We start from the raw sequence: 16,887 nt of genomic DNA, 5'->3' as shown, positions 1-16,887 counted from the left end.
AAAAATGGCTCACTCATTTATTTGAGAATATCAATCAAACCAAAATGACCGAACTGCATAAGCTGTTACCGCAGAACTACGAGAATCCCGTCAAATAACATTGTAGGGGTTCGTCGACAGCATACCTCAAAGCTGACGGAGAAGCACCATTGGGTTTACTTGACAATTTACCAAGACAGCACTTTTGAATTTACATTGACAGGTATTCGTGCAGACAAAAACCAGATTGATATTGACAATCCAAAATCTATTGAACAGTTTTTACCTAAAACAGGTTCTTTGGACAATTTTGTTAGTGCCACAGGATCATTGGATTTTTTTACCAAGCACCAGCACTTAGTCAGCCTGTATCACAAAGAAAGTCAGTAAGACCCACTTTATCATTGCTTCATTGATTCGGGTGAAAAAATCGTTCGCGTTACAATTCCCGGTCTCAACAATCAGCCACCTGCATTACAGGCTGGCCAGGCTTTCTTCCAGCGCCCGGATCTTTTCTTCCGTATCTGTCTTTTTCTTGCGTTCCAGCGCTACGATTTCCGGTTTGGCATTCTGGACGAAACGCTCGTTGCCCAGTTTCTTTTCTACAGAGGTCAGGAAACCTTTCAGGTAGCCTATTTCCTTCTCAAGACTTTCTTTCTGTGCCTCGGTATCGATGGCGATATCCGGTAGAATATAATAACGGTCTTTTTCCACCAGGGTATTGATGCACTTTTCGACTCCCTTTTCCGTGAATTGTATTTCGGAGAGAAAGCCCTGTTGTTGCAAGATACCCAGAATGGGCTGGTAACGATTATGATCAGTAGCCTCAACGAATAACTGGACCGGATCTTTGGGCTTGATATTGTTTTTTACCCGGACATCCCGCAGGGTGCTAATGGCCTGTTTTAAAAGTTGTCCCTGGGCGAGTACCGCTTCATTGGTTGCTCCAATATTATCAAACCGGCTGATGGCCAGCGGCGTTTGGGCAGCATCCAGTAACACATTTATTTCCTCGGTTATAAATGGCATATAGGGATGCAGCAGTTGTAGTAATTCCGTGAAAAAGGCTTTTGCAGCGTTCAGTTTCCGGCTGCTGGTGGCCGTACCGTAAGCCGGCTTCTGCCATTCCAGGTACCAGGAACAGAAATCGTCCCAGATAAGGGTATAAATCTGTTTGAGCGCTTCACTCAGTTTAAAATCGTCCTGGAGCCGCTGAATTTCTTTTTTGGCTTCATTGATCCGCTGCCGCAGCCATAAGGAAGCAAAATCGTCTTCTCCCTGTCCGCTGATCAAACCATTGGGATTGTTTTCCCACATTTTGATCAGTTTCAGGGCGTTCCACATTTTATTGTTGAAATGACGACCCTGTTCCAGACTGGCTTCATCAAATAGTAAATCATTACCGGCAGGAGAGGAGATCATGATCCCGAATCGCACGGCATCGGCGCCATAGGTATCGATCAGTTGTAACAGGTCCGGGGAATTGCCCAGTTGCTTGCTCATTTTGCGGCCCTGTTTGTCCCGGACCATTCCGGTAAAATAGACGTCTTTAAAAGGAATTTGCTTTTCATATTCCAGTCCGGCCATTACCATACGGGCCACCCAGAAGAAAATAATGTCCTGGCCGGTTACGAGTACCGATGTCGGATAATAATAGCTGATATCCGGATTGCCGGGCTGCGTAATGCCGTGAAAGACTTCGCTGGGCCATAGCCAGGAAGAGAACCAGGTATCCAGAACATCTTCGTCCTGGCGCAATTTGGTATGGGTTGGCGATAATCCGGCTTGCTGATCGGAAGCCGCTTTCTGCTGCAGGGCTTCAGCTTCGGTGGCTGCCACGAAAATATTGCCCGCTTCATCATACCAGGCGGGTATTTGCTGGCCCCACCACAGTTGCCGGCTAATACACCAGTCCTTGACATTTTCCAGCCAGTATTTATAGGTAGCCAGAAAACGGTCGCCTGGATGGATCCGGATCTCACCGCTGACAACAGCGTCTAGCGCCGGGCCTGCCAGCTCCTTCATCTTCAGGAACCACTGGGTAGATATTTTCGGCTCTACGACCGCATTACTGCGCTGGGAGAAACCATTTTTATTGACAATATCTTCAGTTTTAACAAGGGCGCCGGCTGTTTCCAGGTCTTTGGCGATCAACTGGCGTACTTCGAATCGGTCTTTTCCGATATAGAGACCGGCCGCTTCACTTAAACTGCCGTCATCATTGAGTGTATCGATAACTTCCAGGTTATGTTTCAGCCCCAGATTATAATCATTCAGATCATGGGCGGGCGTCACTTTCAGGGCCCCGGTACCAAATTCCTTGTCCACATATTCATCCAGAATAACAGGAATACGCCTGTTGACCAGTGGTACAAATGCATAGGCGCCTTCCAAATGCCGGTGACGGTCATCTGTCGGATTAACAGCGATCGCCGTATCGCCGAGGATGGTCTCCGGGCGGGTAGTGGCAATGGTGATATATTCGGCCTGGTCCCCGGGGCGGTCCAGCCGGTAGCGGACATAGTAGAGCTTACTCTGCACTTCCCGGTATTCCACTTCCTCGTCGCTCAGCGCGGTCTTTGCTACCGGATCCCAGTTTATCATACGGGCACCCCTGTAAATCAGTCCTTTACGGTATAAATCCACAAATACCTGGATCACAGCCTTATAATAATGGTCATCCATGGTAAAGTTTACCCGGTCCCAATCGACACTGCAACCCAGTCTTTCTATCTGGTTATATATAATACCACCATATTTTTCCTTCCATTCAAAAGCGTATGCTAAAAAAGCGTCCCGGCTGAGGCTGTTTTTGTCAATGCCCTTTTCCTTCAGCATCTGTACCACTTTGGCCTCGGTTGCAATAGAAGCATGGTCACTACCCGGCACCCAGCAGGCATTATAGCCACTCATGCGCGCCCGGCGCACCAGGATATCCTGAACCGTTTCATTCAGGGTATGACCCATATGGAGTACCCCGGTGACATTTGGCGGCGGGATGACGACTGTAAACGGAGGTCTTTCATCCGGTACGCTTTTAAAGAAATCCCCGTCCTTCCAGATCTGGTTCCACCTATTTTCTACGCCCTGAGGCTCAAAGTTCTTTGACAATTCCATAAGGGTGCAAAATTACTGCTTTTGGCCATTTTTACGAAGGGATTCGGGAATTAAACCATCGCAGGTGGCGCATACGGGTCATCACCTGATTAGGTGATTGCCCGGGTGCCTTAAAAATATTAAGTTTAAAGATTCAAACGCCATGCAATGACTAAACCAACATTAACCCAACAGGATTTTACAGATGCGGCCCGGCAGCTGGATTGTGAAGTAGCGGCCATTCGTGCAGTTGCAGAAGTTGAAAGCCGCGGCGACGGATTTCTTCCCGGCGGCGAGCCCAAGATACTTTTCGAACGTCATATCTTTTCAAAAAGAACCGGCGGGGTATTCGACCGCAGTCACCCCAATGTTTCCAATCCGCAATCCGGCGGATATGGTACCGCCGCGTCCCAACACAAACGGCTGCAGGAAGCGGTACCGCTGAACCGGAATGCGGCCCTGATGTCTGCCTCCTGGGGGAAGTTCCAGATTATGGGATTTAATTATTCACTGGCTGGCTTTAATTCGCTCCAGGAATTCATCAACGCGATGTACAGTGGCGAGCGGGCCCATCTTTTTGCTTTCGTGAGCTATATCCGTAATAGTTTCCTTGATGATGAGCTTCGGGAGAAGCGATGGGCTGATTTTGCCAGAAAATACAATGGCCCGGATTACCGAAAAAACAATTACGATAAAAAGATGGCTCAGGCATACAGTCGTTTTAAATCCGGCGGCCGCAGTATGGCTACGTCCCGATCGAAAGATAAACCTGCCGGAAAGCAGCGCGCTACAGGCGGAAAAGCAAATCCGGTCAGGGTTCCGGTATATTTTTAAATGCAGCTGGGTAGCTTAGGTTTTCGAAAATTATTTTTCAGCCCTATAGATACAACAGATCCCCAGACTCAGGGGACGAAAACTCGATTTTTTAAATCCCGTTTTTTCCAGGATCTCCGTGAAAGCCGATCGTTCCGGAAATGCCTGGGCTGAAGCGTTCAGGTATTTGTAGGCCTCCGCATTCTGTTTAAAAGCCGAAGCAATTTTTGGGGCTACAATTTGCATATAAAGGCGGTAGATTCCCTGTACCAATGGTATTCTGGGCTTGGAGAATTCGATGATCAGCAACTGGCCGCCGGGAGCCAGTACCCGGTTAATTTCTTTGAGTCCTTTTTCGAGGTTTTCAAAATTCCGGACGCCGAATGCAGCCATGGTCATATCGAAACTGTTGTCAGGAAACTGAAGGTTTTCCGCATCGCCTGATTCGAGCCGGATCCGGGAATCCAGTTGCTCCCGGTTGACTTTCTGACGGCCAATTTCCAGCATCTGCGCTGAAATATCAATACCGGTAATATGCTGCGGATTTAAAATTTTTGCAGCCCGGATGGCCATGTCGCCCGTACCGGTGGCAATGTCCAATATCTGTTTCGGCTGATAACGGCGCATCATTTTCAATGCCTTATTGCGCCAGGTAACATCGATTCTTGCAGAAAGGAAGCGATTCATAAAATCGTACCGACCTGCGATACTGTTAAACATTTCGGCTACCTGCTCTTTCTTGGTTTTTTCCGAAGTTTCGTACGGAATAATATGGTCGTGCGGTTGTACTGACATGGGCTGCAAAGATAGGATTTCAACAGCCATCGGATATACCGTCATCCTGCGGGGGTAATTTAGAGACTGGGGGCTGGCGGATAACCGTATTTGTGCTATTTTTATTGCTGTTCTGAGAAATTCCATGAGTACAGTATTTAAGTATATCGAGTTTGACGTGTTGTCTTCAACACCCAAATACCTGCAACTGGCACAATCCGTCATTAAGGCTATTGCGTCGGGGAAATTGAAATATGATGAAATTCTGCCTTCCATCAATGAAATGAGCTTTGAATTCGACATTTCCCGGGATACGGCCGAGAAAGCTTACAAGCACCTTAAAAAAATGGGTGTATTGGGCTCGGTACCGGGCAAGGGTTATTTTGTAAAGACGGTACAGGTAAAGCATGATGCCAAAGTGTTTCTGATGTTTAATAAACTCAGTGCACATAAGAAGATTATTTACGATTCTTTTGTGAAGACCCTGGGAGGTCAGGCAACCATTGACTTTTACATCTACAATAATGATTTCAATCTTTTCAAGAAAATACTTTCTTCGGCCGGCAAGCATTATACCCATTATGTGATTATTGCTCATTTTCTGGAAAGCGGCGAAAACGCCTATGAGATTCTGAATTCGATTCCCAAAGACCGGCTGATCCTGTTGGACAAGCTGGTGCCCGGTGTAACGGGTGAGTTCAGCGCCGTTTACGAGAATTTTGAGAAAGACATATATGGGGCATTGGAAGCGGGACTGGAACGCCTCAAAAAGTACGAAGAGCTGAAAATAATCGTCCCGTCCTATACGTATTTTCCGGATGAGATTACCCGGGGATTTCGGCGTTTCTGTCAACAATATGCTTTTGGCGCCTCTGTGGTCAATGATGTCCGTCAGGAAAAGCTCAGTAAGAAAGTGGCTTATATCAGCCTGATGGAAGATGACCTGGTCACCCTGATTGAAAGAATTAACGACTCCGATTTTCAGATCGGACGAGACATCGGCGTGATTAGTTATAATGAAACGGCGTTGAAAAAGCTGATACTGCAGGGGATTACGACTTTTTCAACCGATTTTGAGGCCATCGGCCGTGAAGCGGCAAAACTGGTATTGGACAATACCCGGAAGAAGATTGAAGTGCCCTTTTATCTTACTCTGCGTCCTTCGCTGTAAGGCCGTATTTCCGGAACCGGTTAATTTTGCGGGATCTGGCTCCAAAAGGCCCCGGATTTTAAACTTTTTTTATGCAGATTATTTCGGCATCATATGTAAAAAGCAGCCCTGATAATATACAGTGTCCGGCACCGGACCGGCCCGAGTATGCATTTATCGGACGCAGCAATGTGGGCAAGTCTTCCCTGATAAATATGCTGACCGGCAAATCCGGACTGGCCAAGACTTCTGCGGCACCGGGTAAAACCCAGCTCATCAATCATTTTGACATCCAGTCCTACCTGATTCATGCTTCAGGAAAAAAGGCAATGGGTTGGTATCTCGTGGATTTACCGGGATACGGCTATGCTAAAGTTTCCCAGAAACAACGCAGTACCTGGCAACAGATGATTGCCGGATATATTCGTAAACGGGAAAATCTGGGTAATCTGTTTGTTTTAATCGACAGCCGCCATGAACCCCAGGCCATTGATCTGGAGTTCATCCGTCAGCTCGGTGACTGGGGCGTGCCCTTCTCCGTCGTTTTTACCAAAGCGGATAAAAACAAGCCATTGGTCACCGAACGAAATACAACACTTTTCATGGATCGCTTAAGGGAAGACTGGGAGCCACTTCCGGAACATTTTATTACAGCGGCCACTACTGCTGCGGGAAGGGATAAACTGCTGGATTATATCAGTGAGCTCAATGCCGGTTATATGAGGATTAAGAAAGATTAAGCTTAATCAACCGGGCGATTCTAAGTAGGAAGGAAGGCGCTGTCCTGGGATTAAAAATTAGGGCAGGATTGCTGAAGAATCTTTTATAATTTTGTCGGAATGGGAAAATTTTCAAAACTAATGGTGACCGCATTATTTCTGATTACCGTATTGGTCTTCCTGAAAGCCAACCAGGCATCGAAAGCCTTCGAAACCAGCCAGGCCTACAGAATTTTGCAGTTAACCCGCAAGTAAACGATTAAGCCGGAAATTTAGCTAAGAACTTAAACAGGACCGCTGTTCTATAGTTCCTGAAGCATTTGCACGACATTTTCGCGTTTCAATATCAGGTAGCCGAGACGATCCCTGCTGATGCCCTCTTTTAACTGATAGCTAAATTGCAGTGCATCTTCCGTAACGGTGGTTTTGAAATGGCGAAAACTGATATGGGACTGTTCCTGCAGTTCTTCTCCAATTTCATAGAGATGGGTGGAAAGTATAAAAAGTGAACTTTTTACCTTGATCAGTCCATTGATAACGGCCAATGAGCAACGCATGGCGTCCTGCATATTGGTGCCTTTGAAAAGTTCATCGATCAGGACCAGCCATTTCCTGCCATCACTGATTTTTTCAACCGTATTCTTGACCCGTTGCACTTCATTGAAAAAATAACTTTCACCTTTGATGATATTGTCGACGACATTGATATTACTGATCAGTCCGTCAAACAAAGTCAGTTTCATCGATGCTGCAGGAACCCCCATGCCAAGATGCGCCAGGAAAACAGCCGTGCCTACGGATTTAATCAGGGTGGATTTACCCGCCATATTAGCTCCTGTCAGAAAAAGGAAATTATGATGGGGGCTCATCTGCAAATGATAGGGGACGGGATGCTGCAGTAAAATATGATAGAGTCCCTGTGCTTCAATCATGGGATGGTCCTGCACAACAAATTCCGGAAAATGGAGTTGATGTACTTTAGTGGCCATGGCCATCGAATACCAGCCGTCCAGCCGGCTGTAGATATCAATTAATTCCAGCAATTGTCTTTTGTAATTCCCCCGCACAGCAGCGGCAAAATAGAGTTTTTTGTGCCGGCTGACAGCTTCCGGGTCATCAATTTCTGCCATTTGAAGGAAAGGCTGGATTTTGAGGAGCTGGTGGATGCGATCGATATAGATACGGACCGAGACCGGCAGATCCAGGCGGTCCAGCAAAATCCGGATTTTATCGATGCCTCTGAAAAAGTCAACAAAATGTTTTATGGAGAAACGGACCATGGAATAGTCTGCACTGTGAAACATCCGGTACATCAGGGCATTCAGTGCCGAAGGTTTTTCTCCCGCATTATCAAGTGCATAGTCCAGAAATTTATACATTACCAGTATGGTTCCGTTGGAAATTTCTTCCGGCCAGTCATCAATGTGTGCGATCAATTCCCGAAGGATCTGCTGGGTGCCCTTGATTTGTTGGATATCGTTATGGGGCTGATTAAAAAATACCTTCAGCCAGTTTTTGCCGCCTTCGGTTCGGGTAAAATCCAGGCGATGGAAGACAGACTGTTCTTCTTCCGGGTGAAAGATGGCAATATCGTTAAAAGAAACTTCGTCTATTTGCATATCAATCGTTTGCAGATACCAAATGAAATTAAGTCCGGTAAAGACCGAGCAGGCCTTACCGGTCAAATATCAGTCGTGCTCCCTTTACAGACTCGTCCCATTGTCCATTTCCATAAACCAGGTGTCCATTTACAAAACTATGGGTGATACTGGCCGGAAATTCAAAGGGACCACCATCACTACCCGCTTTTTCGAAGGGGCTCCAGCCGCATTTATAATAGATCCGGTCGGGCGTCACTTTTTCAGGACGCTGCGGATCCACTATTACCAGATCGGCAAAATAGCCTTCCCGGATAAAGCCCCGTTCCTTGATCTGGAAGCAGGTAGCAACGGCATGACTCATTTTTTCCGCTATTTTTTCCAGCGAGATCCTGCCGATGCTGTGGTAATACAGCATCAGCGGTAAAGCATGTTGCACCAGGGGCAGACCCGCGTGTGCTTTCAGGTAAGGTTCATTTTTCTCATCAAATGTATGCGGCGCATGATCGGTGGCGATGACATCGAGCCGGTCATCCAGCAGGGCCTGCCACAGCGCCGCCTTGTTTTCCGCTGCCTTGATCGCCGGATTACATTTAATGAAGTTGCCCAGTCGGGGATAATCATCTGCAGTAAAATGCAGGTGGTGAACACAGACTTCAGCAGTAATCCTTTTATCTTTTAAAGGCAGCATATTGGTGAATAACTGAAGTTCCTTTGCTGTACTAATGTGCAGGATATGTAGCCGGGAATTGTGTTTTTTAGCCAGCTGTACCGCAAAAAATGAAGATTCGAAGCAGGCTTCCTCATTTCTGATAACCGGGTGATCCGCTGCCGTGAGCGGGCGGTCCAGCTGCAGGGCGCGGTCCATATTGGCCCGGATAATCCTTTCGTTCTCACAATGGGTTGCAATCAGTAATTCACTGTCGCCAAAGATTTTTTCTAATACTAATGGGTTGTCAACCAGCAGATTACCTGTGCTGCTGCCCATAAAAACCTTGATGCCGCAAATCCGGTCTTTAAAGGCATTGGCCGTGAGCGCAGCCTCGGCATTCGTATTATTGGTGCCCATAAAAAAAGAATAATTAGCTAGGGAATTGTGCCGGGCTATCTCATACTTATCTTCCAGCAGCTCCAGGGTAAAGGCTGGAGGTACCGTATTGGGCATTTCCATAAAACTGGTTACCCCGCCGGCTACGGCTGCCCGACTCTCGGTATAGATGGTGGCTTTATGGGTAAGGCCGGGCTCTCTGAAATGAACCTGGTCATCGATCACACCAGGTAACAGGTATTTACCGGTACCATCGATTTCGGTATGCTTTTCCGGAACCATAATCCCAGGGGCTATTTTCTCGATTCGCCCCCCTCTAATCAACAGATCCTGAACACTTATTGTTCCTTCATTGACAACCTGTATATTTTTTAAAAGATATATTTGCATGGTTTTTGTTTTGTGAGTGCATGTTACGGGCCGTCAACCGGCTTCAGATGGAAGAAACGGTATCGAAACACCCTGACTGTCAGGGAATGCGCTGCAAAAATTCCGGCACCCCGTAACCTGACTATCGCCATAAAAATAGATATTCGTAGTTTAAACCTTATCAATAAATGATGCAATTTAAGAAATACCTGCCTGCGCTTGCCATTTCCCTGATGCCGGCGTTCGCTTTTTCCCAGACAACCAACCTGCCGAGGGGGGACAAACAGGAAATTATCCTGGAACGACTGGAAATCAAAGCGCAGCGGGATTCTGCACTGAATTTCAGTAAAATCAAGCCTTATAGCAGGGAATCTTACGTACCCGCCGTCCACCGGTACCTGAACGAGGATTCCTCCATGGTGCAGCTCACCGATGTGGACCGGTATTATATGCGCAGCCTGCTGGCGAATAATCTGGAATGGGTGCCGGAAGATGAAAGGGACCAGTTTCGCAGTAAAAAGCCTTTCCTTAAGACCTTTTATCAATATCCTGCAGGACTCTATGAAACACATTCTAAGGATTTTGATTTCAGCATCAATCCGGTTTTGAACATCGGACTCATGTCAGAGAGTGGTAATGACCAGCGTTTGTTCTATAATACACGTGGCGCGACCCTGCGGGGGCGGATCGCTGATAAAATCGGCTTTTTTGCCACGATTACCGATAATCAGGAACGTTATCCCGCTTATGTGCAGGATTGGGAAGCCGAGCGTAGTGCGGTACCCGGGGCCGGTTATTATAAGGGTTTTAAAGCCGCGGGCGGGTATGACTATTTTGACGCCCGGGGCTACCTGAGTTTTGGTGTGACCAAATATATTGATGTGACATTTGGGTACGACAAAAATTTTATCGGCAGCGGCCAACGCAGCCTCTTTCTGAGCGATTTTGGTAATAATAACCTCTTTCTGCGTTTGAATACCCGGATTTGGAAATTTAATTACCAGAACCTGTTTATGGAACTCCAGAATGCCTATATGCGGGGAGGAGATAAATTATTAGGGAAAAAGTATGCGGCCCTACACCACCTGGATATCGATGTCACCAAATGGCTGAATCTGGGATTGTTCGAAGGTGTTGTTTTCGGCCGAACCAATCATTTTGAGTTTGGCTATCTGGTACCGGTGATTTTCTACCGTTCCATTGAACGGAATAACGGCAGTCCGGACAATAGCGTCATTGGGTTTGATTTTAAAGCCAATGTTGCCAAAACGGCCCAATTCTATGGCCAGCTATTGCTTGATGAGTTCAAGCTAAAGGAAATGAAGGGCAATAAGGGCTGGTGGGGCAATAAATACGGTTTTCAGTTGGGGGCCAAGTATATTGATGCCTTCAAAATTGAGAACCTGGATCTGCAGCTTGAATGGAACCGGGTGCGTCCCTTTACCTATTCCCATGGAGACTCTGTCGCCAACTACTCCCACTATAATCAGCCGCTGGCACACCCGCTTATGGCGAATTTCAATGAATGGATTGGTGTAGCCCGCTACCGGCCTTTTCCGCGCTGGATGGCTGAAGGCCGGATCATGTTCTATACCCAGGGTCTGGACAGTACGGCTGATGTAAATTATGGTAGTAATCTGTTTCTGCCTTATGTGACCCGAAGTCTGGATTATGGCAACCATATCGGCACCGGTTGGAAATCAGATGCAGCGCTGGCCAGTCTCTTGCTTTCTTATGAACTGAGAGAAAATCTTTTTATTGAGTTTTTGGGGATGATACGTAAACAGCGTTATAAAGCACCCCCCGCCCGACCGACCAGGAGCAGTACCATGCTGAACCTGGGACTGCGCTGGAATATTGGTCGCAGGGATATGTATTTTTAAGACTTTAAAAGGCATCTTTGACACTGTTGCGTATAATTTTATGGGGTCTCTTTTCATTAACCGCTGTAGGCTGGCAACAACAGGATATCATTTACTGGTCTGCCGGTCGTAAGCTGGTGCTGAGCGATTTTAAGGTGGTGGATGATGACAGCCCGCTGATGCGCAAAGAAGCCGCTGCCATTACCCGAACGGGTATCACTTATTCCATGAATGCTTCCAGGAGTTCCAGGTCCTCCACCGTCACGCTGGAAGTATTTGCTACCGTACACCGATCTCATACGTATATCAGAAAAAGCCGGCTGCAAATGGAACCGGAGCGCATCCGTTACCTGCTCAACCACGAACAGAAGCATTTTGATATTTCTGAAATATTTGCCAGGGAAGCCACCCGGGATCTGGTTCGGAAGAACGCTACCAAAAATTATCAGCAGGAGCTGGCGGATCTGGTCAAAGCTCGATTTAAGGAAGCAGAAGCTTTTCAAAAACGGTATGATGCAGCGACCAATAATGGACGGGATGCCCAACGTCAGGCGATCTGGGATGGCATCATCAGCCGGCGCCTGAAATCACTGGAGGCCTACCGGAATAAGAAAGTGATCAAAAAAATTGTATTCTGACTGCGGAAGCGGATTCCGGAAGGCTATCATCCGATCCATTCACTGAGCTCCAGCCACCGGAGTTCCTTTTCATCCAGTAATGGGGTGATCTGCCCCATTCTTTCGGAGAGTTCCTGTAACTGGGCATAGTCCAGCGTGCCTTCGTTTAATTTTTTGGTAATATCGTTTTTCTCGGTAGTCAGTGCTTCAATCTCCTGTTGCAGGATTTCGAATTCCCGTTTTTCTTTAAAAGATATTTTTTTCTTTTCCGGGGGTGGAGGAGGCGCCGCTTCCGGGGCGGGAGAAGCCGTCGCCTGACGGGCGCCCATTACCTGCTTCCTGCCTTCTTCCTGCTCACGATATTGACTGTAATTGCCCGGGAAATCGCTGATGCGCCCATCGCCTTCAAAAACCAACAGGTGATCAACCAACCGGTCCATAAAATAGCGATCGTGACTGACGATGAGCAGACAGCCGGGAAAATCCATCAGGAAATTTTCCAGCACCCCCAGCGTAGGCAGGTCCAAATCGTTGGTGGGTTCATCCAGGATTAGGAAATTGGGATTGCGGAATAGAATGGAAAGCAGGTGCAGCCTACGCTTTTCACCACCGCTGAGTTTGCTGATATAGGTATATTGTTTATCGGCATTGAACAGAAAGAGTTCCAGGAACTGGGAGGCGCTTAAACTGCCACCGCCGGCCAGCGGAAAATGTTCTGCAATCTCCTTAACATATTCAATGACCCGCATATCGTTTTTTACAACCAGTCCCTGCTGATCGTAGTTGCCAAAGACAACAGTGTCGCCAATATTGATTTTGCCGCTGTCCGGGGGCAGCAGTCCCTGGAGGATATTGATAAAGGTAGACTTGCCGGCACCGTTTTTTCCAATAATTCCGACACGTTCACCTTTACTGAAGGTATAGTCGAAGCCTGACAGAATTATCTTTTCACCATAAGCCTTGTGGACTTTTTTCATTTCCACGATTTTGCCACCAAGCCGGTTCATTTTAACCTGCAACTGCAGTTGCTCATTCGTGACCTGCTGTTTGGCCTTTTGTTCGACCTGGTAAAAATTGTCCTGCCGGCTCTTTGATTTGGTAGTGCGGGCCCGCGGTTGTTTGCGCATCCATTCCAGTTCCCGGCGGTATAGGTTTCTGGCTTTATCTATACTGGCGATATCGTTTTCGATGCGCTGGGCTTTCTTTTCCAGATAATTTTCATAATCGCCCTTGTGTACATAGAGTTGACTGTCCGCCATTTCCCAGATTTCATTACAGACCGTATCCAGGAAATAGCGGTCATGCGTCACCAGCAGCAGGGTCAGGCTCTCTTTGTTCAGAAAATGTTCCAGCCATTCTACCATTGAGACATCCAGGTGGTTGGTCGGCTCATCCATAATCAGCAGTACGTGCTTGTGTTCAAAGCCGATATCGATAAGGGTCCGGGCCAGGGCAACCCTTTTTTTCTGGCCGCCGCTGAGGTTTTTAACCAGGCTGTCCAATTGATGAATATTGAGCTTGCCAAAAATCTGTTTGACTTTAGCCTCGAAATCCCAGGCCCCCAGCTCTTCCATTCCTGCCAATGCCGCGGCGATCCGGTCTGCATCACCGGAGTCCGTAGCTGATTCATATTCCCGAATGGCCAGGATCGTTGGATTATCGTGAAAAAATACATTCTCCGCCACCGATTTTTCATTATCCAGATCGGGTTCCTGTTCGAAGAGCACCACATCGACGTCTTTGTGAATCCAGAGTTTACCCGTATCCGGCGTTTCCCGACCGGCGAGAATTTTCAAGAGGGTAGACTTGCCACTGCCGTTACGGGCGACCAGTGCAATTTTATCACCTTCCTGTATGTGAAATGAAATATTGGAGAATAAGGGCTGGATGCCGTAGCTCTTTTCCAGACCTTCTGCGGATATATAATGCATTTGACTATAATAGCTTGTGTTTTAACCCCTGTCATCCGGGGAGCTGAACCGGAGCTGCAGCAGCAGCAGGCGCAAAGGTAGGCAGATTAGATTTTAAGACTTCCTAAAATGCCGGGTAACCCACTGTTCAGGGAAGCTGCCCATAGGGCAGGCGGATAGCCCTGGGGCGGTAATGATCCGGGTTCGCCCGGCCGTTGGTACAGGCGGATATACAGTCGGCATAGCCATTGATACAATAAGTTACCAACAGTCCCCTGTCATCGCTGTATTGGGGGTGTAAGGCGGGGGTATACCAGAAAGGATAATGTCCGTTTAAACTGTCCGCTATTGTATATACGACTTTTCTTTCGGTGAAAGGACCGGTAGGGTTGCTGGCAGTAGAAGCAAATATCCGTTTGCCCTGGTCACAGCCGACACTGAATTCGGTAGAAATTAGTACCAGTTTGTCGCGGTAGCGCTGCAGGGCGGTACCGTTACTGGCGGCGGTGGTAATGACTGCGGCATCGGATCCACGATGCGACCAGGAACTTCCATTCCAGAAACTCCATCTGAGCGCATTATTCAGATCAATGCGGGCCAGATGGATATTGGATTCAATAAATCCGGAAGAATAGCCATAGGCATAAATGTAGTTGTCCAGGGAATCCCTTACAAACCCTGTTACATAATCCACCGGACCAAAATCCGGTAGCGGCAGGTACCGGTGCACTTCTAAAGTATGGATATCCATTTGGGCAAAATAATGCCGCCCCGTCGCTTCAAATCCGAAGTTGCCGGTTCCTTTTTTTCGAAGCTCGGTAAGGTAGATATAAGCGGCTCCCTTCCATTCAAATCCATGGGAGGGCCAGAACCAGGTACTGTCCGCTTCACTTATTTTGAAGAAGTTTTTGTTACCTGGCGGCCTGCCTGTCAGGGTTTGCATTTGCGACCAGTCATCTTTTTGTTGCACCAGCAGGCAATTGCGGGCCTGAAACAGACAGGGAATGGTGCCGGTTTCGGGATCGTAATCCCCAATATGGCTGTCCCCCATCATCCATAATACTTTCCCGTTACTTAAGCTCAGGGAGAGGGCGCCGTCCGAGGCAACCCAATGCCCGGGGCTATCGGTATTCTGTTGGAAGAACTTTATTACGGCGGTGTCCCGGACTGCTTTCAGCCCGACTAATGAATCGGCGTTATGCGTTTTCTGTTGACAGGACTGCAGCTGTACTGCGGCAGTAAAAATCAACAGAGATGTTTTAATTAAAAGCTGCATCATATGGATATCCGGCTTTCAACTGCAATCAGAAACTTATTGTCGTACTTGCAAATAGGTGGACAAAGAGGCGCCTGCGATTTTCTCCCAGTTGCCTAAGCTACTGCTGCGCGTATATGTCTTTCCACCCATCCGGCTCCCAAAACTAAACGATATATTCTTTTCAGTGGGCAAATATTCATAGCTGGTGAAAAATGGCTGATCCAGCCTGAGCTGGTATTGGCTTAGATCGATCAGGTGCCAACCCTTGGATGCAGGTATTTGGCGGATAATCTGCATACTGTTTAATTTTTTCCCGGGTCGGTCATTTTCAACCTGATAGAAATTGATTCTCAACAGTAAGGTATCGCCTTTACCATACCGGATCATCAATGCGCTTTTCAGGATCAGGGTAGGGCGGTCTATATTTATAAAACGTGCCGCAAAACCCAAAAGTCTTTAGCTTTTGGGATGTAAGGCACAAGAAAAGTTTAGCCCTGTGAAAGCATATACTGACGGACAGTTTCAGGACTTGCTTCTCCAATAGAGCAAACGAAGCACCCATCCGACCAGAAAGTATGTTCTTTCCGTAAGTTTCTTTGTTAATATGTTTTTGTGCTTTTGCCAAATTGCAATAGTGCTTTCCTGCTTTAACTTGCGAACATGGAAGTAAGAAAATGGATGTGGTCAATATCGCTTTCAAATACTTCAATTTAAAAATCAGATTTAGCAGTAATTGACTGCATAATAAACTTCCTGACATGATCCCAACCACCAATCAGCAGCTTTTTAGGATACTTGCATAAAAATTAGATCGTATTTTAAGCAATGCATTGAACAATTTGTGGAAGTATAACTGCTTATAAGGTTTTTTAACATTATTATTGTGTATTAATAGTTATCTTTAATTATACTTATTGAAAATATAAGTAGTATATTCTATACATTATATATCTCAGTTGATCCATAATTGAAATTAATACATAAGACATACCGTTTTGCATTGTTGCCGACAAAGCAACAGGAACTGCTTTTGAGTAAGCATTTCGGGTGTGTGCGTTTTGTGTTCAATCATTTTTTGAACGAAAGAATTGAGCAGTATAAGGAGAATAAAAAATCAGATAATTATCTTAAACAGTCCGGTGCTTTGACCCAGTTAAAAAAGAAAGAAGCAACTGAATGGTTAAAGGAAGTAAACAGTCAAACATTACAAACCGCCCTGCGAAATTTAGACACCGCCTTTGTGAACTTCTTTAGAGGCAATGCTAAGTTCCCCCGATTTAAAAGTAAACGGAGAAAAAATAGTTTCACAGTTCCGCAATTTGTTGAAGTGAGTAATGGGAAATTGTTTTTCCCAAAATTTAAAGATGGTATTAAAATAATTGAACATAGAGAATTAAAGGGTGAAGTGAAGCATTGTACTGTATCTAAAACACCAACAGGCAAGTACTTTGTATCCATACTTTGTGAAGTGCAGTATCAACCATTGGAGCCAACAAAAAAACAGGTGGGCATTGACTTAGGAATTAAAGATTTTGCGGTTACTTCCGATGGCATAAGGTTTATAAATGTAAACCTCTAACGAGGACGGCCACTGTTTTCTGATTTGATGCTTTTAGATTTGATATTCATTTTCAAAAAAGGATATCAATGAATGAGCAAACATCAAGTCCTGCAATCGTTCGCCGCAGTTCTGA

14 protein-coding genes are annotated in these 16,887 nt (G+C 46.5%); 7 read left to right on the top strand and 7 right to left on the bottom strand.

Features of this window, described 5'->3' with window-relative positions; all coding sequences use genetic code 11:
• Positions 1 to 453: 453 nt before the first annotated feature.
• Positions 454 to 3,096 (bottom strand): valine--tRNA ligase, encoded by a 2,643-nt coding sequence (locus ACYVI9_RS14205; protein WP_460765524.1) that lies wholly within the window; start codon positions 3,094 to 3,096, stop codon positions 454 to 456.
• A 147-nt stretch (positions 3,097 to 3,243) separates the two neighbouring features.
• Between ACYVI9_RS14205 and ACYVI9_RS14200 the strand changes: the two genes are divergently transcribed.
• A complete protein-coding gene (locus ACYVI9_RS14200) occupies positions 3,244 to 3,909 on the top strand; it encodes an N-acetylmuramidase family protein (RefSeq protein WP_460765522.1) in 666 nt (221 codons plus the stop codon).
• A gap of 30 nt (positions 3,910 to 3,939) precedes the next feature.
• Here the strand turns inward: ACYVI9_RS14200 and ubiE are convergent, their stop codons facing one another.
• Positions 3,940 to 4,683 carry a bifunctional demethylmenaquinone methyltransferase/2-methoxy-6-polyprenyl-1,4-benzoquinol methylase UbiE gene (ubiE, locus tag ACYVI9_RS14195; RefSeq protein WP_460765520.1) on the bottom strand — a complete coding sequence of 248 codons (744 nt, stop codon included), beginning with the start codon at positions 4,681 to 4,683 and terminating at the stop codon, positions 3,940 to 3,942.
• Between the two features lie 124 nt (positions 4,684 to 4,807).
• Between ubiE and ACYVI9_RS14190 the strand changes: the two genes are divergently transcribed.
• The 3 genes from ACYVI9_RS14190 to ACYVI9_RS14180 all read left to right on the top strand — a co-directional run bounded on the left by ACYVI9_RS14190 (position 4,808) and on the right by ACYVI9_RS14180 (position 6,786).
• Positions 4,808 to 5,833, top strand: a complete 1,026-nt coding sequence (locus tag ACYVI9_RS14190; RefSeq protein ID WP_460765518.1) for a GntR family transcriptional regulator — start codon at positions 4,808 to 4,810, stop codon at positions 5,831 to 5,833.
• A gap of 71 nt (positions 5,834 to 5,904) precedes the next feature.
• Complete coding sequence (gene yihA, locus ACYVI9_RS14185; protein WP_460765516.1) at positions 5,905 to 6,552, top strand: ribosome biogenesis GTP-binding protein YihA/YsxC; 648 nt, start codon at positions 5,905 to 5,907, stop codon at positions 6,550 to 6,552.
• 99 nt (positions 6,553 to 6,651) lie between these two features.
• A complete protein-coding gene (locus ACYVI9_RS14180) occupies positions 6,652 to 6,786 on the top strand; it encodes a hypothetical protein (RefSeq protein WP_460765514.1) in 135 nt (44 codons plus the stop codon).
• Between the two features lie 47 nt (positions 6,787 to 6,833).
• Here ACYVI9_RS14180 and ACYVI9_RS14175 read toward each other — a convergent pair whose 3' ends face one another.
• Positions 6,834 to 8,150: a MutS-related protein gene (locus ACYVI9_RS14175; RefSeq protein WP_460765512.1), complete on the bottom strand. Its 1,317-nt coding sequence runs from the start codon at positions 8,148 to 8,150 to the stop codon at positions 6,834 to 6,836.
• A gap of 55 nt (positions 8,151 to 8,205) precedes the next feature.
• Positions 8,206 to 9,567: a dihydroorotase gene (locus ACYVI9_RS14170; protein WP_460765510.1), complete on the bottom strand. Its 1,362-nt coding sequence runs from the start codon at positions 9,565 to 9,567 to the stop codon at positions 8,206 to 8,208.
• Between the two features lie 167 nt (positions 9,568 to 9,734).
• On the opposite strand from ACYVI9_RS14170, the gene ACYVI9_RS14165 reads away from it, so the two are divergent.
• Positions 9,735 to 11,429, top strand: coding sequence for a hypothetical protein (locus ACYVI9_RS14165; protein ID WP_460765508.1), 1,695 nt, complete (start codon positions 9,735 to 9,737; stop codon positions 11,427 to 11,429).
• A 26-nt stretch (positions 11,430 to 11,455) separates the two neighbouring features.
• Positions 11,456 to 12,046 carry a DUF922 domain-containing protein gene (locus tag ACYVI9_RS14160; protein ID WP_460765506.1) on the top strand — a complete coding sequence of 197 codons (591 nt, stop codon included), beginning with the start codon at positions 11,456 to 11,458 and terminating at the stop codon, positions 12,044 to 12,046.
• A 26-nt stretch (positions 12,047 to 12,072) separates the two neighbouring features.
• Here ACYVI9_RS14160 and ACYVI9_RS14155 read toward each other — a convergent pair whose 3' ends face one another.
• The 3 genes from ACYVI9_RS14155 to ACYVI9_RS14145 form a co-directional block, all read right to left on the bottom strand.
• Entirely contained in the window at positions 12,073 to 13,956 is a 1,884-nt protein-coding gene (locus tag ACYVI9_RS14155; protein ID WP_460765504.1) for an ABC-F family ATP-binding cassette domain-containing protein, read from the bottom strand.
• 127 nt (positions 13,957 to 14,083) lie between these two features.
• Complete coding sequence (locus ACYVI9_RS14150) at positions 14,084 to 15,214, bottom strand: DUF4185 domain-containing protein (RefSeq protein ID WP_460765502.1); 1,131 nt, start codon at positions 15,212 to 15,214, stop codon at positions 14,084 to 14,086.
• Between the two features lie 33 nt (positions 15,215 to 15,247).
• Positions 15,248 to 15,643, bottom strand: coding sequence for a hypothetical protein (locus ACYVI9_RS14145; RefSeq protein ID WP_460765500.1), 396 nt, complete (start codon positions 15,641 to 15,643; stop codon positions 15,248 to 15,250).
• 517 nt (positions 15,644 to 16,160) lie between these two features.
• On the opposite strand from ACYVI9_RS14145, the gene ACYVI9_RS14140 reads away from it, so the two are divergent.
• On the top strand, positions 16,161 to 16,772 hold the full coding sequence (locus ACYVI9_RS14140) for an RNA-guided endonuclease TnpB family protein (protein ID WP_460765498.1): 612 nt from the start codon (positions 16,161 to 16,163) through the stop codon (positions 16,770 to 16,772).
• Positions 16,773 to 16,887: the final 115 nt, after the last annotated feature.

Source organism: Niabella terrae (genome assembly GCF_054783135.1).
The sequence above is the reverse complement of the archived record's forward strand: the minus strand, read 5'-3'. Positions and strand labels throughout refer to the sequence as shown.